At 70.6% G+C, this 22,675-nt stretch carries 26 protein-coding genes, 1 tRNA gene and 1 rRNA gene; 17 read left to right on the top strand and 11 right to left on the bottom strand.

Translation table 11 applies throughout. The annotated features are described in order from the left end of the window. Positions 1-79 (top strand): 5S ribosomal RNA (gene rrf, locus KZ829_RS45040); the annotation flags it as partial. A 71-nt stretch (positions 80-150) separates the two neighbouring features. After that, on the top strand, positions 151-642 hold the full coding sequence (locus KZ829_RS29195; RefSeq protein ID WP_220147107.1) for an STM3941 family protein: 492 nt from the start codon (positions 151-153) through the stop codon (positions 640-642). A gap of 172 nt (positions 643-814) precedes the next feature. Here KZ829_RS29195 and KZ829_RS29190 read toward each other — a convergent pair whose 3' ends face one another. Both KZ829_RS29190 and KZ829_RS29185 read right to left on the bottom strand, forming a co-directional pair. Next, entirely contained in the window at positions 815-2,026 is a 1,212-nt protein-coding gene (locus tag KZ829_RS29190) for a phytase (protein WP_220147106.1), read from the bottom strand. Positions 2,027-2,095: 69 nt separating this feature from the next. Continuing rightward, a complete protein-coding gene (locus tag KZ829_RS29185) occupies positions 2,096-2,362 on the bottom strand; it encodes a hypothetical protein (RefSeq protein ID WP_220147105.1) in 267 nt (88 codons plus the stop codon). Positions 2,363-2,429: 67 nt separating this feature from the next. On the opposite strand from KZ829_RS29185, the gene KZ829_RS29180 reads away from it, so the two are divergent. Beyond that, positions 2,430-2,831, top strand: a complete 402-nt coding sequence (locus KZ829_RS29180) for a hypothetical protein (RefSeq protein WP_220147104.1) — start codon at positions 2,430-2,432, stop codon at positions 2,829-2,831. Here the strand turns inward: KZ829_RS29180 and KZ829_RS29175 are convergent. Beyond that, positions 2,822-4,159 carry a serine/threonine-protein kinase gene (locus KZ829_RS29175; RefSeq protein WP_308285708.1) on the bottom strand — a complete coding sequence of 446 codons (1,338 nt, stop codon included), beginning with the start codon at positions 4,157-4,159 and terminating at the stop codon, positions 2,822-2,824. The two genes, KZ829_RS29180 and KZ829_RS29175, sit on opposite strands and share 10 nt — an antisense overlap. Before the next feature lie 42 nt (positions 4,160-4,201). Here KZ829_RS29175 and KZ829_RS29170 point away from each other — a divergent pair, with 42 nt between their 5' ends. From KZ829_RS29170 to KZ829_RS29160, 3 genes are all read left to right on the top strand, one after another. After that, entirely contained in the window at positions 4,202-4,750 is a 549-nt protein-coding gene (locus tag KZ829_RS29170; protein ID WP_308285707.1) for an RNA polymerase sigma factor, read from the top strand. An 80-nt stretch (positions 4,751-4,830) separates the two neighbouring features. Then, positions 4,831-4,902 (top strand) — tRNA-Lys (locus KZ829_RS29165). Positions 4,903-5,000: 98 nt separating this feature from the next. Continuing rightward, positions 5,001-5,186 carry a hypothetical protein gene (locus KZ829_RS29160; RefSeq protein WP_220147101.1) on the top strand — a complete coding sequence of 62 codons (186 nt, stop codon included), beginning with the start codon at positions 5,001-5,003 and terminating at the stop codon, positions 5,184-5,186. Positions 5,187-5,457: 271 nt separating this feature from the next. On the opposite strand, the gene KZ829_RS29155 is transcribed toward KZ829_RS29160, so the two are convergent. Continuing rightward, a complete protein-coding gene (locus KZ829_RS29155; protein WP_220147100.1) occupies positions 5,458-5,970 on the bottom strand; it encodes a hypothetical protein in 513 nt (170 codons plus the stop codon). Between the two features lie 201 nt (positions 5,971-6,171). On the opposite strand from KZ829_RS29155, the gene KZ829_RS29150 reads away from it, so the two are divergent. Next, positions 6,172-6,357 (top strand): hypothetical protein, encoded by a 186-nt coding sequence (locus KZ829_RS29150; protein ID WP_220147099.1) that lies wholly within the window; start codon positions 6,172-6,174, stop codon positions 6,355-6,357. A 178-nt stretch (positions 6,358-6,535) separates the two neighbouring features. Then, positions 6,536-6,931 (top strand): hypothetical protein, encoded by a 396-nt coding sequence (locus KZ829_RS29145; RefSeq protein ID WP_220147098.1) that lies wholly within the window; start codon positions 6,536-6,538, stop codon positions 6,929-6,931. Here the strand turns inward: KZ829_RS29145 and KZ829_RS29140 are convergent. Continuing rightward, on the bottom strand, positions 6,925-7,710 hold the full coding sequence (locus tag KZ829_RS29140) for a L,D-transpeptidase family protein (protein ID WP_220147097.1): 786 nt from the start codon (positions 7,708-7,710) through the stop codon (positions 6,925-6,927). The two genes, KZ829_RS29145 and KZ829_RS29140, sit on opposite strands and share 7 nt — an antisense overlap. 110 nt (positions 7,711-7,820) lie before the next feature. Here KZ829_RS29140 and KZ829_RS29135 point away from each other — a divergent pair, with 110 nt between their 5' ends. After that, positions 7,821-8,417, top strand: a complete 597-nt coding sequence (locus tag KZ829_RS29135) for a CGNR zinc finger domain-containing protein (RefSeq protein WP_183225977.1) — start codon at positions 7,821-7,823, stop codon at positions 8,415-8,417. 42 nt (positions 8,418-8,459) lie between these two features. After that, positions 8,460-9,224 (top strand): zf-HC2 domain-containing protein, encoded by a 765-nt coding sequence (locus tag KZ829_RS29130; RefSeq protein ID WP_220147096.1) that lies wholly within the window; start codon positions 8,460-8,462, stop codon positions 9,222-9,224. On the opposite strand, the gene KZ829_RS29125 is transcribed toward KZ829_RS29130, so the two are convergent. The 3 genes from KZ829_RS29125 to KZ829_RS29115 all read right to left on the bottom strand — a co-directional run bounded on the left by KZ829_RS29125 (position 9,225) and on the right by KZ829_RS29115 (position 10,383). Next, complete coding sequence (locus KZ829_RS29125) at positions 9,225-9,458, bottom strand: hypothetical protein (protein WP_183225975.1); 234 nt, start codon at positions 9,456-9,458, stop codon at positions 9,225-9,227. It lies immediately after the preceding gene. 64 nt (positions 9,459-9,522) lie between these two features. Next, positions 9,523-9,942, bottom strand: a complete 420-nt coding sequence (mscL, locus tag KZ829_RS29120) for a large conductance mechanosensitive channel protein MscL (RefSeq protein WP_220147130.1) — start codon at positions 9,940-9,942, stop codon at positions 9,523-9,525. 87 nt (positions 9,943-10,029) lie between these two features. Then, positions 10,030-10,383, bottom strand: coding sequence for an STAS domain-containing protein (locus tag KZ829_RS29115; RefSeq protein ID WP_220147095.1), 354 nt, complete (start codon positions 10,381-10,383; stop codon positions 10,030-10,032). Between the two features lie 164 nt (positions 10,384-10,547). Between KZ829_RS29115 and KZ829_RS29110 the strand changes: the two genes are divergently transcribed. The 6 genes from KZ829_RS29110 to KZ829_RS29085 are packed head-to-tail and all read left to right on the top strand — an operon-like array spanning position 10,548 to position 16,097. Then, a complete protein-coding gene (locus KZ829_RS29110; protein ID WP_220147094.1) occupies positions 10,548-11,387 on the top strand; it encodes an STAS domain-containing protein in 840 nt (279 codons plus the stop codon). A 1-nt stretch (position 11,388) separates the two neighbouring features. Beyond that, positions 11,389-11,802, top strand: coding sequence for an STAS domain-containing protein (locus KZ829_RS29105; RefSeq protein ID WP_220147093.1), 414 nt, complete (start codon positions 11,389-11,391; stop codon positions 11,800-11,802). Beyond that, positions 11,799-12,203, top strand: coding sequence for an ATP-binding protein (locus tag KZ829_RS29100; protein WP_220147092.1), 405 nt, complete (start codon positions 11,799-11,801; stop codon positions 12,201-12,203). The genes KZ829_RS29105 and KZ829_RS29100 overlap by 4 nt, the downstream gene beginning before the upstream one ends. Further along, on the top strand, positions 12,200-13,231 hold the full coding sequence (locus tag KZ829_RS29095; protein ID WP_220147091.1) for a SpoIIE family protein phosphatase: 1,032 nt from the start codon (positions 12,200-12,202) through the stop codon (positions 13,229-13,231). The genes KZ829_RS29100 and KZ829_RS29095 overlap by 4 nt, the downstream gene beginning before the upstream one ends. Next, positions 13,228-14,571 carry a sensor histidine kinase gene (locus tag KZ829_RS29090; RefSeq protein ID WP_220147090.1) on the top strand — a complete coding sequence of 448 codons (1,344 nt, stop codon included), beginning with the start codon at positions 13,228-13,230 and terminating at the stop codon, positions 14,569-14,571. The genes KZ829_RS29095 and KZ829_RS29090 overlap by 4 nt, the downstream gene beginning before the upstream one ends. Then, positions 14,568-16,097, top strand: coding sequence for a fused response regulator/phosphatase (locus KZ829_RS29085; RefSeq protein WP_220147089.1), 1,530 nt, complete (start codon positions 14,568-14,570; stop codon positions 16,095-16,097). The genes KZ829_RS29090 and KZ829_RS29085 overlap by 4 nt, the downstream gene beginning before the upstream one ends. Here the strand turns inward: KZ829_RS29085 and KZ829_RS29080 are convergent. Further along, positions 16,094-18,157: a S9 family peptidase gene (locus KZ829_RS29080; protein ID WP_220147088.1), complete on the bottom strand. Its 2,064-nt coding sequence runs from the start codon at positions 18,155-18,157 to the stop codon at positions 16,094-16,096. The two genes, KZ829_RS29085 and KZ829_RS29080, sit on opposite strands and share 4 nt — an antisense overlap. Before the next feature lie 106 nt (positions 18,158-18,263). Between KZ829_RS29080 and KZ829_RS29075 the strand changes: the two genes are divergently transcribed. Next, positions 18,264-19,364: an FAD-binding oxidoreductase gene (locus KZ829_RS29075; protein WP_308285706.1), complete on the top strand. Its 1,101-nt coding sequence runs from the start codon at positions 18,264-18,266 to the stop codon at positions 19,362-19,364. 115 nt (positions 19,365-19,479) lie between these two features. On the opposite strand, the gene KZ829_RS29070 is transcribed toward KZ829_RS29075, so the two are convergent. Further along, positions 19,480-20,094, bottom strand: a complete 615-nt coding sequence (locus KZ829_RS29070; RefSeq protein WP_220147086.1) for a dihydrofolate reductase family protein — start codon at positions 20,092-20,094, stop codon at positions 19,480-19,482. A 443-nt stretch (positions 20,095-20,537) separates the two neighbouring features. Further along, positions 20,538-22,574 (bottom strand): SpoIIE family protein phosphatase, encoded by a 2,037-nt coding sequence (locus KZ829_RS29065; protein ID WP_220147085.1) that lies wholly within the window; start codon positions 22,572-22,574, stop codon positions 20,538-20,540. Between the last annotated feature and the right edge of the window lie 101 nt (positions 22,575-22,675).

Here is a 22,675-nt window from a genome sequence, read left to right as displayed (position 1 = left end):
TCCGAACCCGGTAGCTAAGCCCTTCAGCGCCGATGGTACTGCACTCGGGAGGGTGTGGGAGAGTAGGACGCCGCCGGACTCAACGTGATAGAAAGGCCCACCCCATACGGGGTGGGCCTTTCTTTTTTGTCTGTCGAAAGGGACGCCACGATGGTCGTTCACCGGTCGGTGCCGAAGACTCTCGGGTTGGTTCTGGGCGCGCTGGCGCTGCTCGGGGCGTCCGTGTTCATGCTCGTCGACGGGATTCCCCGGCTGCCGGCGGTCGGGCCTCTCCTCCAGGTCGGGCTCGGGGCCGTCGGTGTGCTGTTCTTCGGGTTCGGGGCGTTCCGGACGGGACAGCAGCTGCTGCACCGTGGGCCGGTCGTGGAGATCGGTCCGGACGGGGTTCGGGACGTGCGGTTGTCCACACAGGTCATCCCCTGGACGGCGGTTCTGCGGGTGCGTGAGGTGAAGGTGCAGCGGCAGCGGTTCGTGGCACTGGACCTGGACGAGGAGTTCGAGCGGGAGTTCCTGTCCGGCGGGACGGCCATGCTCCAACGGATCAACCAGGGCGCCGGCTTCTCCGGAGTGCATCTGAGCGCCACGGGACTGCGGTGCAACGCCGACCAGCTGTACGCGGCCGTGCTCCGGTACTGGAACTGAATCTCGGCTACGAGACCTTCCGGCGCCCGGGGCGGGCACGAGTTGGCCGGTCGCGGCTTGTCCGGGAACGATCCAGGTGCGCCTGTGGGCGGCGTAGCCGTACGAGAAATGGGTTTTGGAAAGAGGCCGGGCCTTCCGCTGGAGATAGCGGAAGGCCCGGTTTTTTGCTTTCTCAGGACGGGAGGTTCAGGGCGCGCCAGTCGACGAACTTGAAGTTGGTGCTGGTGCGGTCGTTGTTGGGGGTGTTCTCGCCGTCGTGGAGGATCAGGAGGCCCTTGGGGTAGCCGGGCAGGGAGACGGCCGTGACGGCGGCTCCGTCGGAGTGCTGGACGCCGTCGGTGCGCTTTCCGTCGACGACCGAGAAGATCGTGACAGGCTTGTTGGTGCGGCGGTCGTAGACGAAGAAGCGGCTGTCGCCCTGGCTGGAAACGATCAGGTAGCCGTCCCGCTTGCCCGTCGGGTAGACGGTTGCGCCCTCGACGTCGGCGGTGATGCGGCCGCCGAAACCGGTCCGGTAGTCGACGGTGCATTCCTCCGACTCGGGGTCGTAGGTGGCCGGCTCGCCGAACTCGCGGACCCGCTCGACCATCCGCGGGATGCTGCTGAACGTGCCGCCGGCCAGGTTGATGCGCCAGAGGGCGACGTCCTCCTGGGCGGCGTAGAGCACGCCCGCCGCGGCATCCACGACCATGCCCTCGACCTGCGGGTCCTCGCCGGGTTCGAGGCACGGGGTCCAGCTGGTGCCGTCGGGCAGGCGGAACTCGCGCGGGAGGTCGAGGGTGTCGGTGGTGCGGTAGGTGACCTTGCCGTTGCGTTCCTCGAGGCGGAAGATGCCGAGGCGGGTGCTGTGCCGGCGGCTCACCACGGCGTACCGGTCGTAGACGGCGACGCCGTAGCCGGTCGCCTGCTCCTCCACCTCAGCCTGGTCCCGGGAGAACAGCAGCGGGGCGTCGGCCGACGTGATGTCGGTCAGGCCGCTCGCCTCGATCCGGTAGATGCGCAGCTTGTCGAGGCCGCGGTCGGTGACGACGGCGACGTCGACCTTCCTCTTGCCGAAGGTGAAGCCGGTCAGGATGTCGACATTGTTGAAGCGGCCGCCCTCGGGCGTGGCGATCGACTGGACCTCACGGCCCTTCAGGTCGTAGACACGCAGGCCGCCGTTCTTGGCGGTGCCGATGACCAGGCTGCGTGAACGGTCGGCCGAGTTGATCCAGATCGCGGGGTCGTCCGCGTCCGCGATGCCGCCCGCCTCGTCGTCGAAGAGCGCCGGCGTCTCGACGGTGGCGGTGACCTCCCGGAGCGGGCGATCGGCCGCGGCCGCGGGGGCACCCGCGGCGAGGGTGGTGAGGGCGACGAGAGCGGCGAGGCCGGTGGTCCGTTGCATGGATCACGACGATCCCTGATCGACCTGACCATGGGGTGGCTAGATGCTGAACACCCGCGAGTCCGTTATTCATCCGTGATGTTGGATCCCGAACCGGGCCGCTGGAAGGCGCATCGCATCATGTGACCGACCGAGATCACAGAAAAGGTTGACGACGATGCGACGCACGATCCTGGCTCTCGCTGTGGCGACCCTTGTCACCGGATGCGCAAACACCCCGCAGACGGTGGCCGGTGAGGCCAGGCCGGCCGGCGTGGCTTCACCATCTCCCTCGGTCTCTCCTTCCACCTCCAAGCCGGCCCCTTCCTCCTCGCCTTCGGCTTCCTCCTCGTCCACCCCCTCCTCGACGAAGAGTGCCGCCCTCGTCTTCGGCCCGACCGGAGTCGGCAAGCTGAAGATCGGGATGAGTGTGGCGGACGCGGTGGCGATCGGAGAGCTCAAGTCGTCCGACGTGCCGGAGGAGGGCTGCGGCTACTCCGCGGTGAAGGTGGCGAAGCCCAAGGTCGCCAAAGTCACCTACTCGACGGACCGCGGGATCGTCGCCATCCCGGCGTGGGGCCGGATCGCCACCCCGGAGGGCATTCGCATCGGCAGCACCCTGGCTCAGGTGAAGGCGGCCTACCCCGACTTCGAGTGGCGCACCATCGGCGACGTCCCCGAGGAGGATCTTGGGGCCGACGACAGCGGAGACGCCTACTCCGGGCGGGACGACGAGTACCAGAACGTCCACTACCGGTTCCGGTTCAACAAGGGCAAGCTCACCGATCTGGACCTCGAGCACGACGAGCCGGCCTGCTACGAGTGAGGGAACCGCAGTGTGCGGAGCACTTCATCGGTACGGTCCGGCTCTCCGTTGCTCTGCCGGATCTGCAGGTACAGCCCGGGTTCGCCGCCGGCCCGGGTGAGGAGCACCTCGTTGTACGAGATCGCACCCGGACAGTCGGTCCAGCGCTGGATCCGCCCGGTGAAGCCGACCACGTCGATCGTGCGGTCGCTCGCCCGATCGCACCCCGGATGCAGCGGAACCTTTGCCGCGTTCCCCGGCACCAGCCACTTGCTCCGCCCGGCGAACAGCCCCGGTGACGTCTCCGAACTCAGGTCGGCGCCCACCTGGAGGGCCTCCTCGGAACCGGCCGGCATCCCCACGGCCGCGGTGTTCCAGCCGGAATCCCGCAGCTGGCGGCCCCAGTCGGCGGGCACCGCGATCGACAGCGTGTCCGAATCGTCGGCGACCCGGACCCAGCCCAACGGCGTGGCGTTCGGGACGGTGGCGCCACCGAGGTAGACCAGCAGCGCCAGCGCCACCATCACGCCCACACTGTGCCGCAGGAACCGCAGCACCCGGCTCGGGGCGGCCGCCGCCGAGGCGTCCAGGGCCTTCGCGAACGCCGCCGTCGACGGCCAGCGGCGATCCCGGTCCGCGTCCAGCGCCCGCATCACCACCCGGTCCACCTCGCGGGAGATGCCGGTACGCAACTTCGACGGGGCGGCCCGGCCCGCCTGCGGGGGCCGGCCGGTCAACATCTGATAGGTCATCGCGCCGATGGCGTGCACATCGGCACGCACATCCAGACCGCCGCCGGGCAGATGCTGTTCGGGCGCCATGTAGCCGGGAGTGCCCGCCACCACCGTGAACCCGGAGGCGTGCGCGATCTCCTTGGCCAGGCCCAGGTCGGCCACGAGCACCCGCTCGCTGCCGCGGACCGTGTCGAAGAGGACGTTCGACGGCTTCAGGTCGCGGTGCAGGACCCCGGAGTCGTGCAGGACGCTCACCGCGTGGGCGATGTCGCTGGCGGTGCGCAGGGCCTTCCGGACCGGCATCGGGCCCCGTTCCAGACGGTCCTGGAGGGTGCCGCCGGCCGCGTACGTCATCACCTGGTACGGGCGGCCGTCCGGCAGCTCACCGAAGTCGTGGACCCGGACCAGCCGCTCCGAATCGGCTCGGCGCAGCACCTGGGCCTCCTGCTCGAACCGGGCCCGTACATCGGGGTGATGAGCCCAGTTCTCCGCGAGGATCTTGATCGCCACATGGGACTCCAGGACGTCATCCTCGGCGAGCCACACGGTGGCGAACGCGCCGGAACCGAGACGCTCGGTGATCCGGTACCGGCCGATCATGGTAGGTGCTTGCACGCTCGTATTATCAACGTTGTTAAATCAGCGGACGGGGGCGGCGTGCGGGACGAACAACAGGAAGAACTGGCTCGGCGGGCGGCCGCGGGCGACCGGAACGCGCTCGAGATGCTGCTGGCCGCCATCCAGCCCGGCGTGCTGCGCCGGTGCTCACGCTTCCTGCCCTGCTACCAGGACGCCGAAGAGGCCTGCCAGGACGTGCTCATGCAGGTGGCACGGAACATCGGCGGATTCGAGGGCCGGTCGAAATTCAGCACCTGGCTGCACGTGATCATCGCCAACGGGTCGCGGCAGACGTACCGGACCCTCAAGCGGCGGGCCTCCGAGCAGGGGTACGGCGAGATGCCCGTCGACGTGGCCGACGCCCGGACCACCAGCGTGATCGCGGGATCACGGCTCGACCTGCTCGACGCCCTCGAACGGCTCGAGTCGACCCGGGCCGAACTCGTGGCGCCGATGGTGCTGCGGGACATCTGCCAGCTCGACTACAAGGAGATCGCCACCCACCTGGGCATTCCGGAGGGCACCGTGAAGTCGCGGATCCACCAGGCGCGGGGACAGGTGCGGGAGTATCTGCTGGCGGGTCTCTGAGGCGGTTATCTCGGAGGCGCAGCCGCCGCGGTGGGTGCGATGATTGCGGAGCGGGTCGGGGTCGGTACCCTGGCATTCGCGGGCTGCTAGCTCAATGGCAGAGCTGTGGACTTTTAATCCATAGGTTCAGGGTTCGAGTCCCTGGCGGCCCACTGTTACGGCTGGTCAGCACGGGGTTCCCGGGGCTGACCAGTTCCGTTTCCGGGGTCGTACAGCAGCAAAGTACAGCAGCGCAGTTTCGGGAGGCGTGGTGGCCAAGCCGGTGATCGCCGATCGGCTTCTGCTTGTCGACACGGTTGATCGGTGGTTCCACCTGGAGGAGCCGACCTTCATCGACGCCGGGCAGGCGTACTGGATCGACCGCTCGACCAGCGAGCTGTGCGTGGATCGCGGTGACGGCCGGGTGTCCCGGCACGCTGGCGCGATGTGCCGGTAGTCAGTGATCCAGGCGCCGCGCGAGCGCGGCGCGGGCCGGCCGTGACCGGGCCGGGTCATCGTGGAGGTGGTAGCCGGCTTGTCCTTCTTCTTCCTGCCCTGGTGGTGCTGGGTTCTCCCGAAGTTGCTCGTTGTGGCCTGGATGGTCCGTCGGAGTGAGAGCGCCGAGCGGGCTGCGGCTGCGGCCGCTCAGGCGCCGAACTGAAAGTCGCGGTGGGGCGTCGAAGCTGAATGCTCATCGACGCACCGATCCGTGACCTGCCGAAAGCGGATCAGCAGCCGCCGGTGTCCTTGTTGAGACGGTCCCGGACGGGCTGGGAGACATAGCCTTCGCAAATGTTAGCGGTGCCGAGGTTGAGCGCCTTCCAGGCGCGGGCCTTGGTGTCGAACTTGAACAGGACCGAGGCGATCTCGCCCTCCGGCTCCTGGCGGAAGGTGGACCGGCCGTAGGCGAACCCCTGGTAGCAGTTGGGCTTGGCCATGCCGTCCGGCTTGCCGCTCGCTTCGTAGAGGTCGCTCTTGCGGAGCACCTCGAACAGGGTCGCGGCGCTGACCGGGCAGGGGTCGGTTCCACCCTGCTCCGTTTTGTCCGTGGTGGTGCGGGTGGCCGTCGGGGTGGAGGGCGTGGCCGAGGGGGTGGTGGGCGCCGCCGCCGGGGTGGTCGCGGTGGCTGTCGGCGCGCCGTTCACCGGCTGAGCGGCGCCGCCGACGTGCTCGGCCGGCTGCGAGCAGGCTCCGGCGAGGGCGACGAGGGCCAGGGTGCCGGTGAGCTTGAGCGTGCGCATCGTTCTCGTTCTCCTTCAATCAGGGCTGTCATGGGTTGCGATGCGCGGGATCGGCCCCCAGTTCGCGATCGTTGATAACGGGAAAGTAACGGTCTGGCTGTGCGCCCATCAGCGCGCTCACGTGAGCGGTGTCCGGCTGCGCCGCCTTGAGCCGGCTTCGGCGTTGCAGCAACCACACCGCTGTCTCGATCGCTGGCCGGTGTGACGGTCTGCGCGCCGCTGATCTGGTTCGCCGCGCGGGCCGGCGATCCGCTGCCGGTGGGTTCCGTGCTGCCGCCGGTCGCCGCGGCGCTGGTGTCGGCGGTGGTGGCGACGTTCGTGGGTGTTCTCCTCGGGTTGCATCTCACCCGGGAGGCGCACCTTTTCACCTACTTCAAGAACCGTTGACCCGGTCGAGTTAGCCGGGAACGTCGGAAATTTCGGACCCACCGTGGGGGTGTATTCGCTGTCCGTGAGGGGCCCGGCATGCCAGGGTTTGTCGGGGGCCACGCCGGGTGGCCATCCGGATCGGAGTTTGATTTTGTCGGAGTATGACCCTGGACAGCTTCTCGCCGGCTACCGGTCGATGACCATGTTGACCGGTTTCGTGGAGCGGGGCGGGCGGCCGGCGGCGGTGAAGCCCACGATTCCCCTGATGGTTGGCGAGAAGCAGTACGGATGGTTCCCCGTGGAGGTGACCGGTGCGGGCCGGCGGCTCGCGGTCGTCACCAACCGGCGACTGATCCTGGGCGCCGAGGAGTACCAGCTACGGTCGGTGACCCGGCTGCGGCCGCGGCAGGACGACTGGGCGCTCGCGCTGGAGACGCGCGGCCGCGGCACGGTCGAGATCAGCGGGCCGTGGGTGCCGTGGCTGAGCGTGGTGCTCTGCGCGGAGATGTACGGGGCCGCTTGGCCGCCCGGTTACGCGCCGGTGATCCCCGGGCCGCGGCGCCGGCTGCGCCGTTACGAGACGGTTCAGTAGACCCAGACCCTGGTCTTCAGTGGGATCGCGTCGTTCTTCCACATCCAGTTCATCGCGTCGATCGAGACGCGCGCGCAGCCGTGCGAGGCCGGGTAGGGCGGCACGCTCGGGGCGCCGTGGACGGCGATGCCGCCGTTGAAGTACTTCGGCCGCCAGAGCAGCCCGAGCGGGGCGTGGCGCCAGCCGTCGATCTGGCGGCCCACCGTGAACCTCCCGCGCGGGGTGTCGGCGAGGTAGGTCCGGCCCTCCTGCTCGTAGTACTCCATCGAGCCGGTCGACGTGTTGAAGGTCTGGGTGACCTGGCCGTCGTCGACCAGCATCAACAGCTGCCGTTTGAGATCGATCTCGACGAGGTCCCCGCTGGTGGAGCGTGGCTTCGGGCGGACCCCTCTGTCCAGTGCCTTCCAGGTCTTCGGGCCGACGCTGCCGTCCCGGCCGATGCCGGCGGCCTTCTGCAGCGCGTAGACCGCCTGCTGGGTGGTGCCGCCGAACTTCCCGTCGGCCTCCCCGATCCAGTAACCGAGCTCGGTGAGGCGCTGCTGCAACGCCAGGACCTCGGCACCTTCGGCACCTCGTTTCAACTTCTTCCGGGGTACGGCGGTGCTGGGCGAGGGTGCGGCCGGAGTGGAGACGCTGGGCGCGGCCGACGGTGTGACGGACGGGGCGGCAGGCACGGGCGCGGTGGTGATGGGGGCGGCGGTCGGTGAATCCGTGTCGCAGCCGGCCGCGAACGTCAGGGCCGCGGTGGCGGCGAGCGTCATCGACAGGGCTCTGCGCACGGGACCAGTCTAGGGACACATTCACGAACGTCCACCGGTCAATGGCGATCGTCCACCCGCCCGGGTGGCGGCGCGGTAAATGTGAAAAAAGAGCCGAGTATCCTTTGTCTATGTCATGGAAGGCCAGCGCACGACATGGTGTACGAGAGGCGCCCGGCGGTTTCGCGCTCGTCCAGGAGCTGCTGAACACGCGGGCCGCGATGTCCTACGCCCAGGATCTGCTGGCCGCCACCGAGGACGCCCAGTGGTGGGTGACCGACACTCTCACGATCTGGTCGCACACCTCCGGCCTGTCGGCGCCGACGCTGCTGCTCTCCGCGGCCGACCTGCGGTCGTTGCGCCGCCTGCGGACCGCTTTCGAGCACGTGGTGCTGGCCGGGGCGAGCCCGGAGCCGGACAGCGCCCTGCCGCCGGCCGACGTCCAGGTCAGCCTGGTGCCGGACGGGACCGGCTGGGTGCGGGTGGTGCCGACCGGCCGGGGTGTCCGCTGGCTGGCGTCGGCGCTGTGGGCCGAGGCGCTGTCGGCCCAGCAGGCCGGGATGTGGCCGCGGCTCAAGCTCTGCAACAACGCGGCGTGCCGGGCCGCCTTCTTCGACACCTCCCGCAACAACAGCGGGGTCTGGCACGACGTCAGCACCTGTGGCAACACGGCCAACCTGCGGGCCTTCCGGGAGCGGCGGCGCCTGCTCGGCCAGGAACATCACTGATCCCACGGGAACTTCGCAGCGATTCGGGGCGACTATCAGGTCATGGCATGTGAGCGGTGGCGCGAGATGCTCTCCGCGCAGCTGGACGGTGAGGACGACCCGGCGCTGCGCCCGTTGGTCGACGAGCACCTGGCCGGGTGTGCCGGCTGCCGGGACTGGCTGGACCGGGCCGCGGTGGTCAACCGGCTGACCCGGACCGCCCCGGTGCCCCCGGTGCCCGACCTCAGCGCCGCGATCCTGGCCGCGCTGCCGCAGCGGGCCGCCCCGCCACGGCGACGGCGGCTGCCGGTGGCGGCACTGCTCTACATCGCCCTGGCGCTGGTCGGCACGGTGCAACTGATCCTGGGGCTGACCCAGGTCGGCGGTGGCGCGAGCGCGGCGCACGCGCACACCGGCCTGAGCGCGACGCCGGGCCACCTCTGGCACGAGTCGGCGGCGTGGAACGTCGCGGTGGGTGCCGGTTACCTCTTCATCGCCCTGCGGCGGACCCGGCCGACCGGTCTGGTGCCGATGCTGACCGCCTTCGTCGCGATGCTGCTGCTGCTCTCGGTCAACGACCTCACCGGCGGGCGGGTGGACATCGCCCGGCTCGTCGGCCACGGTTTCGTGATCGCCGGATATCTGCTGGTGGTGGCGCTGTCGCGGGGTGTGGGCGGCGCTGGTCAACCGCCCGGGGCGCGAGCCGGCTCGGGCTGGCGTTTCGAGAGCCCCGCCGACGAGGACGCGCCCCGGCCCGGGCTGCGGCTGCTGCCGTCGCCACGGGGACCGCTCACCGCGCGCCACCGGGACGACCGCCGGGCGGCCTGATCAGCGGGCCGACGGGCGGACCGACAGCTCACGCCACTCGTCGGGGCCGGTCAGCAGGGCGCGGACCATGTCGAGGGCGGCGTCCTCGCTGTCGTACTCGAAGAAGTGCGAGGTGCCCTCGGAACCGCCGGCGCGCTGTTCGACATACCACTGATCGCCGCTGGTCCGTAAGTAGACGTCCTTGCGGGCTATCCGGCCCCACTTGCCGTTCCACCAGTGCTTACGCTGCTCCATCCCGGCACTGTATCGAACATCTGTTCGAACAGTGCCGGGAGGGCGGATCTTTTTCCCCGTGGGGTCAGCGCGGCGGCTCGCTCCGGTAGGTCTGGCCGCCCTGCTGCTGGGCGAGCAGCGCGTCACGGATCTCGGTGAGCAGCTTGATCTCCTCGCTGGGGGCCTTCGGCGGGGGCTCCTCGCCCCGGCGGCGGCGCTCGGCCAGCCTGTTCAGCGGGAACACCACGAGGAAGTAGAGGACCGCGGCGGTCAGCACGAAGGTGATGACGGCGTTGATGAAGGAGGCGTAGTCGAACGGGATCTTGTTGACGTAGAACTTGCCCGCCGTCAGGCCGCTGCCCCCGCTCAGCAGCTGGATCAACGGCTTCAGGAAGGCGTCGGTGAAGCTGCTGACCACGGTGGTGAACGCGGCGCCGATCACGATGCCGACCGCCAGGTCGACGACGTTGCCGCGCATGATGAAGTCTTTGAAGCCTTGGAACATCTGTTTCACGGGCACTCCCGGGGGCCGGTTTCAGTCCGGCAACGGGGTGCCCGCCACCGGTCGACGACAAACTACGCCGACCGTGTCTCAGTCGAGCGCGGGCTCCTCGGCGGCGACCGCCTGGTCCACCGTCGGGTAGGTGTGCAGCACCTCGACCAGCCCGCTCACCTCGAGGATGCGCAGCACCCCACGCTGCGGCGCGGCCAGCCGGACCGTCCCGCCGGCGTCGTCGGTGCTGTTCTTGGCGCGGACGAAGACCGACAGCCCGGTGGAGTCGCAGAACGACACCTCGGCGAGGTCGAAGACCAGGCGGGTCCGGCCCTTCTCCAGCAGATCACTGATCTGATCCTGGAGCTGGGGGGCGGTCGCCATGTCGAGCTCACCGGCGACCGACACGACCACCATGTCGCCGCGCTGTTCCGTTGTTACCGTCAAGGACATTCGCCGACCTCCAGTTATTGCTGAACGGTACTCCAGGTGCCCCGGGCCGCGCAGAACAGGACGGCCCTTCGGCCCCGGTCCGTTACTTGGCTTACAGCAACTAACGAACTTTCTGATGGTAAAGTCCGGCCGTTGTGCTCAGATCGTGTGGTAGGGAGACAGCGATGCCGCTGAGTCCGGACGAGGCGAGCCGCTTCGCCGTACTGCTGGAAAGCAATGCGGAGCCGCTCGCCGCCCGCTGGAGTGAGCTGGCCGGCGCCGGCCTGCGCGGCCGGCTGAGCGGCGCCGAGCTGCTGCGGCAGACCCGTGATCTGCGGAGCGCCTTCCAGCAGGCCCTCGCGGGCGGGGCCACCGACGTGAACGACGAGGCGGCCGCCGAGTTGCGCGCCCAGCTCAGCGAGCTGTCCACCCACCGGGCCCGGCAGGGCTTCAGCGCCACCGAGACGGCGATCAGCGTCTTCGCGCTCAAGGAGGCGACGCTCGAGGTTCTCGGCGACGCCGACGACGCGGCCACCCTGCGGGACTACGTGTCGTTCTCCGCCTTCGTGGACCGGGCGGCGCTGTTCACCTTCGACAGCTACGTACGCGTCCGTGAGGCGCTCATCTCCGACCAGGCCGAGCAACTGCTGGAGCTGTCCACCCCGGTGGTGAAGCTGTGGGAGGGCGTGGTGGCCGTCCCGCTGGTCGGCACCCTCGACTCGGCCCGCGCCCAGGTGGTGATGGAGCGGCTGCTCCAGACGCTGGTGGACACCGGCTCGCCGTACGCGATCATCGACATCACCGGTGTGCCGGCCGTCGACACCCAGGTCGCCCAGCACATCCTCAAGACCGTGGTGGCCGCCCGCCTGATGGGGGCCGACTGCATCATCTCCGGCATCCGGCCGCAGATCGCGCAGACCATCGTGGCGCTCGGCATCGAGTTCGGCGACATCGCGACCAAGGCCTCGCTGGCCGACGCGCTGCGCTACGTTCTCAGCAAGACCGGTAAGCGGCCGGTGCGCTGACATGGAGCGCGTGCCGGTTCTGAAGATCGGTGAGATCCTCCTGGTCTCCATCCAGATCGACATGGAGGACCAGGTCGCCCTGCAACTCCAGGAGGACCTGGCCGAGCGGATCGTGGCGACCGGTGTCGGCGGTGTGATCATCGACATCAGCGCGCTCGACATCGTGGATTCGTTCGTGGGGCGCACGCTGGCCACCATCGCCTCCGTCTCCCGGGTGCTGGACGCCGAGACCGTCGTGGTCGGGATGCGCCCGGCAGTGGCGATCACCCTCGTCGAGCTGGGCCTGTCCCTGCCCGGCATCCGGACCGCCCTCAACGTCGAGCTGGGCATCGCCATGCTGGCCCGCGAGGACGAGGTCGTCGACCTGCTCGGCGACGAGGACGACACGGATCAGGCTGCGGAACCCACACCGTGAACGACGACGCCCAGCGCCTACCGGTCGTCACCGACCAGGACGTGGTCCGGGTCCGGCAGCTGGTGCGTACCGTCGCGGTGGCGGTGAAGCTGTCCCTGGTGGACCAGACCAAGCTGGTCACGGCCGCGAGTGAGCTGGCCCGCAACACCCTGGTCTACGGTGGTGGCGGCGAGGTCGAGGTGAGCCGGGTGCACAACGACCGGCGGGCCGGGATCAGGATCGTCTTCGCCGATCAGGGACCCGGCATCGCCGACCTGGATCTGGCGCTCACCGACGGTTATACGACCGGCGGCGGTCTCGGTCTGGGGCTCAGCGGCGCCCGGCGGCTGGTCGACGAGTTCGAGATCGACACCGAGCCGGCTAAGGGAACGACCATCACGGTCGTCAAGTGGTGCCGATGAGTGGAGGCACGGTGGCGTCCGTACCCGAAGGGCTCCTGGACGAGGGGGTCTGGTTCCGGGTGGAGGAGTCCGGGACGGCCTCGGCCGTACGCCGGGCCGCGGAGCGTCTCGCCGCCGGCCTGGACATGCCGGAGAACCGTGTCGCCGATCTCGCCATCGTCGCCGCCGAGGCGGCCGGCAACCTGGTCAAGCACGCCGACCAGGGCGCCGTCCTGGTGCGTACGGTGCGGACCGAGGAACACGCCGGCGTCGAGCTGATCGTGATCGACAGCGGCCCCGGAATGGCCGACGTGCAGCGGGCGATCGGCGACGGGCACTCCACGGCCGGGACCCTGGGGATAGGGCTCGGTGCGATCTCGCGCCAGGCCAGCCGGTGGGACCTGCACTCGGTGCCGGGCCGGGGAACCGTGCTGGCCGTCCAGGTGTGGCCGGACGGGCTCCCGGAGCCGAACTGGGCCGCGGGGCTGACCCGGCCGCTCACCGGCGAGACGGTCAGCGGGGACGGGTACGCGATCCGCGAGGTCGACGGCCGCCGGCAACTGCTGCTCTCTGACGGTCTCGGCCACGGAGGCCTGGCCGCGGCCGCCACGCACGAGGCGATCCGGGCCTTCCGGCAGGCGCCGGCCGTGCCGCCCGCCCAGGTGGTGGAGGCGCTGCACCGTAGCCTCGGGCACACCCGCGGCGCCGCGCTCGCCGTCGCCGAGCTGGACCCGTCGGCCGGGGTGGTCCGTTACGCGGGCCTCGGCAACATCTCCGGCACCGTGCTGGCGCCGGACGGCGGCCGGCGCGGCATGGTCTCGATGCCGGGCATCGCCGGGCATCAGCGCCGCCAGGTGCGGGAGTACGACTACCCGCTCGCCCCCGGCGCGGTCGTGCTGATGCACACCGACGGCGTGGTCGACCGCTGGAACGCGGCCGACTACCCGGGCCTGCTGACCCACGCCCCCGAGGTGATCGCGGCGACCGTGTTGCGGGACGCCGGGGTCCGGCGGGACGATGCCGGCGTACTGGTGGCGCGACTCTCATGACTTCCGAGCCGCTGATGCGCATGCGCCTGCGGGTCGAGCAGGACATCTTCGTGGTACGGCAACTGGGCCGGGAGGTGGCCCGGACGGTCGGGCTGGAGTCCCAGGACCAGACCCGGATGGCCACCGCCCTCAGCGAGGTGGCCCGGGTGCTGCTCGCCGTGGGCCTGCACGCCGAGGTGACGTTCACCGTTTCGGCGATCGGGGTACCTTCGCTGCTGGTGACGATGGCACATTCGGGCGCCGGTGCGGCGGCCCGGGTCGCCGGGCAGTTGCAGCAGGTCGGCCGGCTGGTCGACACGATGGAGGTGGACGAGGGTGAGAGCGAGACGGTCGTCCGGATGTCCCGGCGGTTGCCGCCGGGCGCTCCCCTGCTGACGCCCGAGCGTATGAGCGAGATGCGCGCCGGGCTGTCCCAGCACGTTCCCGGCACCCCCCTGGACGAGCTGGCCGTACAGAATCAGCAGCTCATCGCCGCCCTCGACGAGGTGCGTGCGCAACGCGACGACCTGGCCCGGCTCAACGCCGAGCTGGAGGAGACCAACCGCGGCGTGATGGCCCTCTACAACCAGCTCTCCCAGGAGCTGGAGGAGACCAACCGCGGGGTCGTCGCCCTCTACGCCGAACTCGACGAGAAGTCGGCGCAACTGCGGGCCGCCAGCGAGGCGAAGAGCCGCTTCCTGGCCAACGTGAGTCACGAGCTGCGCGCCCCGGTCACCGCGATCATCGGCCTGGGCCGGCTGCTCACCGACTCCGGCTCGGACGAGCTCACCGGGGAGCAGCACCGTCAGGTGGACCTGATCCGTACCTCGGCCAGCGATCTGCTGACCCTGGTCAACGGCCTGCTCGACCTGGCGAAGGCGGAGGCCGGCCGGATCGAGCCGCACTGGTCCGAGGTGGATCTCAAGGCGATGTTCGGGCAGCTGCGCGGCACGTTGCGGCCGCTCGCCACCCGGCCCGAGGTCGACTTCGTGGTCGAGGAGCCGGCCGTGCCGGCACTGCGCTCCGACGAGGTGCTGCTCGCCCAGGTGCTGCGCAACCTGCTCACCAACGCGCTCAAGTTCACCGAGTCCGGATCGGTGCGGCTCAGCGTCGCCCCGGCCGGCTCGGACATCGAGTTCGTCGTCGCCGACACCGGCACCGGCATCCCGCCCGAGCTGCACGAACGCATCTTCGAGGAGTTCTACCAGGTGCCCGGCAGCAAACCGGTGAGCGGCAAGGGCACCGGCCTGGGCCTGCCCTACGCCCGGCGGCTGGCCGGCATCCTCGGCGGCGGCCTGCGGGTCGACTCCACCCCCGGCACGGGCAGCGTGTTCACCCTCCGGCTGCCGACCGCGTCATGATCGCCGCCACGGTCCTCGTCGTCGACGACAGCGCGACCAAGCGCTACCTGCTGGTCAGCTGGCTCACCCGGGCCGGGTTCACGGTGCTCGAGGCGGAGACCGGCGGCGAGGCCCTGACCCGCCTGCTCGAGGTCGAGGTCGACCTGGTCGTCCTGGACGTGAAACTGCCGGACATGAACGGCTTCGATGTCTGCGAGAAGATCAAGACCGATCACCGGTACGGCGTACTGCCGGTGATCCACGTGTCCGCACACGCCGTCGACGTCAACGACCGGACCCAGGGACTGAACCGGGGCGCGGACGCGTACCTCGTCGAGCCGATCGAACCGGACGAGCTGATCGCCACCGCGCAGGCCGTGCTCCGCTACTACCGCGCCCGGCAGCGTGCCGAGCTGCTCGCCGAACGGTCGCTCCGCCTCGCCGAGACCACCCTGGCGATCAACTCGGCGCCCACCCTGCCCGCCCTGCTGGCCGCCGCCGCCGAGGGCGCCTGCGACATCTTCGGCGGTCCGGTCGTGGTGGTGGCGGAGACCTCCGAGGGCGAGAGCCTGGCCGCGGTCGGCAAACCCGCATCGGTACGCCGGTGGGCCGTCCCCGGCCACCGCGTCGCCGTCGGATCGCTGCTGCGCACCGACGACCCGGCCGACTGGGAGTTGGCCGAGTGGCCGCCCGGTGAGACGGTCACGGTGGCCGCCGCCCGCCTGCGCATCGACCGGCCACCGGTCTACGTCGCCGCGCCGGGGAGCTCGCAGACCGCCGGCTCGCCGGTGCTCCGCCAGCTCTCCCAGGCGGTCGCGGCCGCCGTCGAGGCGCAGCGCTCCTTCGACGAGGAGCACCGGATCGCGGTCACCCTCCAGCGCAGCCTCCTCCAGGCGCGACTGCCCGAGGTGCCCGGCCTGGACCTCGGTGTCCTCTACGAGCCGGCCGGCGCGCAGACCGAGGTGGGCGGCGACTTCTACGAGCTGACCGTGCTGAACGACCGGCTGCTGGTGGCGATCGGTGACGTGGCCGGGCACTCGCTGCACGCCGCCACGGTGATGGCCGAGATCCGGCACGCGGTCCGGGCGTACGCCGTCGAGGGGCACTCCCCCGGGGCGGTGCTGGAGCTGGTCAACCGGTTCATGCGAACCGTGCTGCCGACCGACTCGGCCACCCTCTGCCTGCTCACCCTGGAACCGGGGACCGGCCGGATCCGGATGGCCGGCGCCGGGCACCTGCCGCCGCTGCTGCACGTCGACGGCCGGGTCGAGTTCCTCCAGCCGCGCGGCCCGCTGCTCGGCATCGGCGCGCCCCGCCGGGAGGAACTGGAGCTGACCCTGCCACCCGGCGGCACGCTGGTGCTCTACACCGACGGCCTGATCGAACGCCGCGACGTCGACATCGACGAGGGCCTGCGGGCGCTGGCCGCCGCGTCCGCCGAGGTCGAGCCGGACCTCGGCGTCTTCTGCCGCCGCCTGCTCACCCAGCTCACCGGAGCCAAGGAGCAGGCGGACGACATCGCCGTCGTCGCGGTCCGCCGTCGTTAGGCGGCGCCGACCACGTCGAGGATCCAGGCCAGGTTGAAGGCCTCTTCCTTCCAGGAGTCGTAGCGGCCGCTCGGGCCGGCGTGGCCGGCGCCCATCTCGGTCTTGAGCAGGTAGTTGCCCTCGGGAGCGACCGAGCGCAGCCGGGAGACCCACTTCGCCGGCTCGTGGTACAGCACGCGGGTGTCGTTGAGGCTGGTCACCGCCAGGATCCGGGGGTACACCTGCTTGATGACGTTCTCATACGGGCTGTAGGACTTCATGTACGCGTAGACCTCAGCCGATTCGAGCGGGTTGCCCCACTCCTCCCACTCGGTGACGGTGAGCGGCAGCGACGGGTCGAGGATCGTGGTGAGCGGGTCCACGAACGGCACCTCGGCCAGGATGCCGGCGAACGCCTCCGGGGCCAGGTTGGCGACCGCGCCCATCAGCAGGCCGCCGGCCGAGCCGCCACGGGCCACCAGCCGGGCCGGTGTCGTCCACCGGCTGCGGACCAGGGCCTCGGCGGCCGCCACGAAGTCGGTGAAGGTGTTCTTCTTGGCGAGCATCTTGCCCTGCTCATACCACTGCCGGCCCATCTCGCCGCCACCGCGCACGTGGGCGATCGCGAAGACCACCCCGCGGTCCAGCAGGGACAGGCGGGGAATGGAGAAGTACGGGTCGATCGAGTGCTCGTACGATCCGTAGCCGTAGAGCAGCGTGGGCGCCGATCCGTCCCGCTCGGTCCCCCTGCGGGCCACGATCGAGATGGGGACGCGGGTGCCGTCGGCGGCCGTCGCCCACTCCCGGAACTGCTCGTAGTCGGCCGGGTCGTAACCGCCCAGCACCGGCTTCCGCTTGAGCAGCGTCATGGCCCGGGTGACCAGGTCGACGTCGTACACCGACTCGGGAGTGACGAGCGAGGTGTACGTGATCCGCACCGACGACGTGTCGTACTCCGGGTTGCCGGACAGGCCCACGCTGTACAGCGGCTCGGGGAACTCCATGTCGTACGCCGCGGTGCTGCCGTCCGCGATCACCCGCAGGCCGGTCAGCCCGTCGCGGCGCAGCGAGATGACGATGTGCCGGGTGAACGCGTCCACCGACTCCAGCCGGGTGCCGGGCTGGTGCGGGATCAGCTCCACCCACTCGCCCGGGTTGTCCACCGAGGTGCTGGCCAGCGCGAAGTCCTCGGCCTCGTGGTTGTGCAGGATCAGGAACCGGTGACCGTGGTGCTCGATCGAGTACTCCACGCCCTGCCGCCGCTCGGCGATCACGACCGGTTCGGCGGTCGGGCGGTCGGCCGGGATCACCCGTACCTCTGAAGTGATCTTGCTCTGGGTGTCGATGACGATGAAGTTCTCGCTGCGGGTCAGCTCGACGCCGACCCAGAACCGCTCGTCCGGCTCCTCGAAGACCAGGGTGTCCTCGGTCGTGCCGATGGTGTGCCGCCACACCCGGTTCGGCCGCCAGGCCTCGTCGACGGTGATGTAGAACAGCTCGCCGCCGTCCGCCGACCAGGCGCTGCCGTAGAACGCGTCGGTGATCTCGTCGGCCAGCACCTCGCCGGTCGTCAGGTTCTTCACCCGCAGCGTGAACCGCTCGTCACCGGCGAAGTCGGTGGAGTAGGCCAGCCACGTCCCGTCCGGGCTGACGTCGTACGTGCCGAGCGCGAAGAAGTCCTTCCCCTCGGCCAGTTCGTTGCCGTCCAGCAGAACCTGCTCGCCGGGACGGTCCTCACCGGCCGGTGGACCGGTCTCGCCGGGGCGCACCGGCATCCGGCAGTGGATGCCGTACTGCTTGCCCTCGAGAGTCCGCGTGTAATACCAGAAACCGCCCTTGCGGGTCGGCACCGAGAGGTCGGTCTCCTGGGTGCGCGACCGGATCTCCTGGAAGACGGTGCCGCGCAGGTCCTCCAGGTGCGCCGTCGCCTGGTCGGTCCAGGCGTTCTCCGCCTTCAGCAGGGCCAGGGTCTCCGGGGCGTCCTTGACCGTCAGCCAGGCGAACTCGTCGGTGACCGTGTCGCCGTGGAAGGTGCGCTCGGACGGCAACTGGCGGGCGATGGGTGGACCTTCAATCGTCACCGGAAACACGTTACCGGCCGGATTTAGTACACACACGGACCTCGTCCATTCGAACATGTGTACGATGTGCCAGAGTGGACGATCTTCGTTGTGGGGAGGCATCGGGGTGAGCGGTTCCATACTCGCCGAGCTCGAGTCGATCTGTGGTCCCGGGGCTGCCCGCGCCGGCCGGCCGGACGACTCCGGCGCCGGCTTCGTCGCCTCCCCGGCCACCCCACGCTCGGTCGCCGAGCTTCTCCACATCGCCGTCGAGCGCGGGCTCAGCGTCCGGCCGCGCGGTTCCGGGAGCAAATTCCATTGGGGTAGGGGTGGGGAGCACCCCGATCTCGTCATCGACACCGGCCGTCTCAACGGGATGTGGGATCACGACGGCGCCACCGCGATCGTGGCGGCCGGCACCCGGGTCGAGGCGGCGCAGGCCGTGCTCAGGTCACACGGCCGCCGGCTCACCCTCGACCCCCCGTCACCCGGCGCCACGATCGGCGGCGTGCTGGCCATGAACGAGTCGGGCCCGTTGCGGCACCGGTTCGGCGGGCCGGCCGGGCAGGCGCTGAGCGTGAGCCTGGTGGATTCGGCCGGGCGATTCGCCGAGACGGCCGAGTGGGAGGGGCCGTCCGGCGAGGTGCTCACCGCGGCGCTGCTGCCGCTGGAGGATCTGCCCGAGGCCCGGCGCTGGGTGACCCGTCCGGTGTCGACGCCGACCGAGGTCGGTGAGCTGGTCGCGCAGGTGGTGACGCAGGATCTCGCGCTGAGCGGGGTCGAGGTGGACCTGCCGGCTGCCGGCACGGGCACGCTCGCGCTGCTGCTGGAAGGCCCGGCCGCCGGGGTCGCCACCGGCGCCGGGCGGCTGGCCCGGCAGCTCGGCCCGCGGGCGGTGATCCGGGCGGAGCCACCGCAGTGGTGGGGCCGGTATTCGTTCGGCGTCTCCGATGTGGTGCTGCGGATCCGGGTGCGGTCCCGCGACCTGCACTCGGTGGGCTACACGCTGCGTGACGTGGTCGGCCTGCCCGTCCCGGTCCGCGGCTCAGCGGGCGCCGGGGTGGTCCACGCCGTGCTGCCCCGCGGGCTGAGCGCGGCGAGGATCGGCGATGTGGTGGTCGCCCTGAAGCAGGTGCTACTGGGCCGGGGTGGCCGCGTCGTGGTGCTGACCGCGCCACCCGAGCTGGCCGCCCAGATGGAGATGGCCCGCCCAACGGACCTCCTCTGACGACCCTTATGGCGATCTTGGGCGATTGACCACCGCGCCCGGTGGCGAAACGTCCAAGATCGGCGGCTGCCCGAGCAGCGGCGGAGGCGCGGGCTCTCGTCGTGGGCCGCGGGCGTCAGTGGAGCACGGGGATCCGGGTGACCACCTCGGAGGCCAGGTGGCGGCCCAGCCGGGCGACATCGCCGACGGCATAGGTGAGGTAGGCGAACTGCCCGACCTCACGAATGTTGGTGAGGACCAGGTCGTTGACCAGCAGACGGTGGCGCAGCATCGGGACGCCGCTGCCGAGGATGGCCGGCACGATCCCGAGGATGATCTCGTCGAGCAGGCCCTCGGCGACGAACTGCCCCACCAGGTTGCCGCCGCCGGCCAGCCAGACGTTCCGGCCCTGGGCGGCGACCATCATGGCCTCGTGCACGCGGCGGACGTCGCCACTGATCATGAAGATGTTGGCGTCCGGCACCAGCGGCAGGTCGCGGTGGGTGAAGACCCAGCACGGGACGTTGCCGTACATGTCGTGCCAGTTCTCCGGCTCCTCGATCAGATTGTCGTGCTCCAGGATCCACTCGTAGGTGGTCGCGCCCATGGCGAACGCACCGACACCCTCGAAGAACTCGCCGAACGGGTTCTCGGTGCCCTCGTCGACCTCGAAGAGCCACTCCAGCGAGTTGTTCTCGTCGGCGATGTAGCCGTCAATGCTGGTGGCGGTGTAGTACTGCGTCTTCGCCATGACCATCACCATGCCACGGCTCCGGCGACAAAAAGGGCGGATCGGCTAGGCCGCCGGACGCGACCGGCCCGGCCGCGGAAGGCGCCGCGGTGAGTGGGCGGGGCAGGGGTGAGTGCGCGGGCCGGGGTGAGTGCGCGGGGTGCCGGAGGGGCAGGGCGGGGTGCCGGAAGGGCTGCGCGGGGTGCCGGAAGGGCAGGGCGGGGTGCCGGTGGCGGGTCGGGCGTTGCCGCACCCAGCCCGCCACCGTCACCGGCCCGGCGCCCCGGCCTGCGGGAAAGCACGCCGCGGGGTCCCACACCGTACTCCAACGCGGGACCGGGCGGGACCGACTCTCACATCTCGGATCTCATGTCGTCCGCCTCGGCGCGGTGACCGTCGATCGTGGTGGCGGTGCAGTGACGCGTCTTCATGGCACCGACCCTGCCACCGGGGTACGACAGGAATCAGGCGTCGTTGCGCAACACCAGGATGGCGATGTCGTCGCGCGGCTCCTCGACCGAGAAGTTGATCGTCGTGGACCGCAGCCGGGCCGCCATCACGTCGGCCGGATAGCCGGCCAGTGGGGCGGCCGACTCACGCAGCCGGCTCGAGCCGAAGAGCTCCCGGCCGCGGCGCCGCTCGGTGACCCCGTCGGTGTAGAAGATCAGCGAGTCGCCGGAGCCCAGCGTGATCGAAACGTCCGGCGAGGTGATCGTCTCCAGCAGGCCCAGTGCGGTCCCGCCCTCGCCGACGAAGGCGGTCCGGCCGTCCGAGCGGACCAGCACGGCCCGGTCGTGCCCGGCCAGGTGCAGGCAGACGCTGAGGACGCCGCCCGGTAGCCGGGTGACCGAGGCCATGGCGAGTGTGCAGTACCGCCCACCGCCGCGCTGCACCAGTGTGCGGTTGACCCGGTGCAGGATCTCGGTGAGCGCCTTGCCGTCGTCGACCAGGATCCGGATCACGTCCCGGACGAGGCCGGTCACGGTGGCCGCCTGGACGCCCTTGCCGGACACGTCGCCGACCACCACGAGCCACTGGTCGGCGCCGAACGGGACCACGTCGTAGAAGTCGCCGCCCACCTCGGAGCCGGTCGGAACGTACTCCGCGGCGAAGCCGATGCCCTCCACCCGGGGCAGTGCCGGCGGCAGCAGCGAGGCCTGGAGGGTGCGCGCGACAGTACGCCGTTCGTCGTGGATCCGGGCGTTGTCTATGGCCAGCGCGGCCCGCCGGGCGACATCCTCCAGGACGGCCACCTCGTCGGCGTCGTGCCGGTGTTTCGGGTGCCGCCCGACCGCCAGGGTGCCGAGCCGGGCGCCCCGGGCGACCAGCGGCAGCGCGTAACCCTCCAGCGGCGAGCCGAACATCACCTGGGTGCCCAGCCGGGACGCCTCCTCCAGCCGGGCCAGCAGCGACTCCGGGCCGGTCTCGGCCAGTGTGGTGTGCAACTCGGCCAGCGCCGACTCGTCGGCGTGGGTGGCGGCGGCCAGTTGCAGCCGGCCCCACGCGTCGGTGGTGTGCACCGCGCACCACTGGCCCAGCCGGGGCACCACCAGCTGCGGGATGAGGGCCATCGTCAGGTTCACGTCGAGGGACTGGGCGAGCAGTTCGCTGGCCTCGGCCAGGAAGGTGATCCAGGTCTGCCGGCGGATGTCGGCGCGGCGCAGGCGGTCGTTCTCCAGGTGCAGGGAGAACCGCTCGGCGACCATGGCGCCCAGTGCCAGCGCGTACCCCTCGGGGGCGGCGTCCAGCTCCAGCTCCCCCGAGTACGGCCGCTGCACGGTCAACGGCACCCGGATGGTGTCGGCGTTGTCCCGGGGGGCCCGGCCGTACCGGGCCAGCAGTTGACGGCCCATCCCGTCGCCCCGGTCCAGGCGCACCACCCCGCCGGCCGCGCCGGTCAGCCGGGCCAGCCGGGACAGCAGGTCGGCCGCGAGATCGGCGAGCCCCTCCTCGGAGTGCCGGTCGGAGCCGCTGCGCAGCAGGCCGGTGAGCGCGCCCAGGCTGGGCGTCTCGGCGACGCTGGGCAGGCGGACCGGGACGCCGGCGTCGTCGCGCTGGTCGAGCCGGAACCAGACGCCCTTGCCGTCGCCCTCGTGCACGGTGCCCCAGCGGCTGGCGAAATGGTCGACCAGGAGCAGGCCGCGGCCCCGCTCGGCGACCTCGCCGATCTCCGCCGACTCGTTGCGCGGGCCGACGGCGAGCTGCTCGACGGGGCCGGGGGCGAAGTCGGTGACGGTCACGGTGAGCCCGCCCGGGTCGGCGGTCACCTCGATCTCCAGCTCGGTGTTGGCGTGCACCACGGCGTTGGTGGACAGCTCGGTGGTCAGCAGCAGAGCCTCGTTGAGCAGGCCGACCAGACCGGTCTCCTCGAGCACCGAACGGACGAGTGCGCGGGCCGCCGCCGGGGTACGACGGTCGTTCGGCAACCTGGTCCGGCGCACCAGCGCCTCGGACGGGGCACCGGTAGGGATGCTCGTCCTGGTTCCGACCTCGGCTGGCACCCATGCATCCTCTCCCGTGGACGGGTGTATGCACAAAGTCGTCTCTCGCATTGACCCGGTAGGGCGAGAGAGGATAGGGAGCCCCGGCGGTAGACAGCGAG

Source organism: Actinoplanes hulinensis, assembly GCF_019429605.1.
GTDB lineage: Bacteria > Actinomycetota > Actinomycetes > Mycobacteriales > Micromonosporaceae > Actinoplanes > Actinoplanes campanulatus.
Note: the sequence above shows the minus strand (reverse complement) of the source record. Positions and strands in the feature narration are given on the sequence as shown.

What these genes read in the sequence shown, in the direction of transcription:
- KZ829_RS29195 (WP_220147107.1), top strand. Translation starts at nt 151, where the DNA reads ATGGTCGTTCACCGGTCGGTGCCGAAGACTCTCGGGTTGGTTCTGGGC.
- KZ829_RS29190 (WP_220147106.1), bottom strand. Translation starts at nt 2,026, where the DNA reads ATGCAACGGACCACCGGCCTCGCCGCTCTCGTCGCCCTCACCACCCTC.
- KZ829_RS29180 (WP_220147104.1), top strand. Translation starts at nt 2,430, where the DNA reads ATGAGTGTGGCGGACGCGGTGGCGATCGGAGAGCTCAAGTCGTCCGAC.
- KZ829_RS29155 (WP_220147100.1), bottom strand. Translation starts at nt 5,970, where the DNA reads ATGCGCACGCTCAAGCTCACCGGCACCCTGGCCCTCGTCGCCCTCGCC.
- KZ829_RS29145 (WP_220147098.1), top strand. Translation starts at nt 6,536, where the DNA reads ATGACCATGTTGACCGGTTTCGTGGAGCGGGGCGGGCGGCCGGCGGCG.
- KZ829_RS29135 (WP_183225977.1), top strand. Translation starts at nt 7,821, where the DNA reads ATGTCATGGAAGGCCAGCGCACGACATGGTGTACGAGAGGCGCCCGGC.
- KZ829_RS29130 (WP_220147096.1), top strand. Translation starts at nt 8,460, where the DNA reads ATGGCATGTGAGCGGTGGCGCGAGATGCTCTCCGCGCAGCTGGACGGT.
- KZ829_RS29125 (WP_183225975.1), bottom strand. Translation starts at nt 9,458, where the DNA reads ATGGAGCAGCGTAAGCACTGGTGGAACGGCAAGTGGGGCCGGATAGCC.
- mscL (WP_220147130.1), bottom strand. Translation starts at nt 9,942, where the DNA reads ATGTTCCAAGGCTTCAAAGACTTCATCATGCGCGGCAACGTCGTCGAC.
- KZ829_RS29115 (WP_220147095.1), bottom strand. Translation starts at nt 10,383, where the DNA reads ATGTCCTTGACGGTAACAACGGAACAGCGCGGCGACATGGTGGTCGTG.
- KZ829_RS29110 (WP_220147094.1), top strand. Translation starts at nt 10,548, where the DNA reads ATGCCGCTGAGTCCGGACGAGGCGAGCCGCTTCGCCGTACTGCTGGAA.
- KZ829_RS29105 (WP_220147093.1), top strand. Translation starts at nt 11,389, where the DNA reads ATGGAGCGCGTGCCGGTTCTGAAGATCGGTGAGATCCTCCTGGTCTCC.
- KZ829_RS29095 (WP_220147091.1), top strand. Translation starts at nt 12,200, where the DNA reads ATGAGTGGAGGCACGGTGGCGTCCGTACCCGAAGGGCTCCTGGACGAG.
- KZ829_RS29090 (WP_220147090.1), top strand. Translation starts at nt 13,228, where the DNA reads ATGACTTCCGAGCCGCTGATGCGCATGCGCCTGCGGGTCGAGCAGGAC.
- KZ829_RS29085 (WP_220147089.1), top strand. Translation starts at nt 14,568, where the DNA reads ATGATCGCCGCCACGGTCCTCGTCGTCGACGACAGCGCGACCAAGCGC.
- KZ829_RS29070 (WP_220147086.1), bottom strand. Translation starts at nt 20,094, where the DNA reads ATGGCGAAGACGCAGTACTACACCGCCACCAGCATTGACGGCTACATC.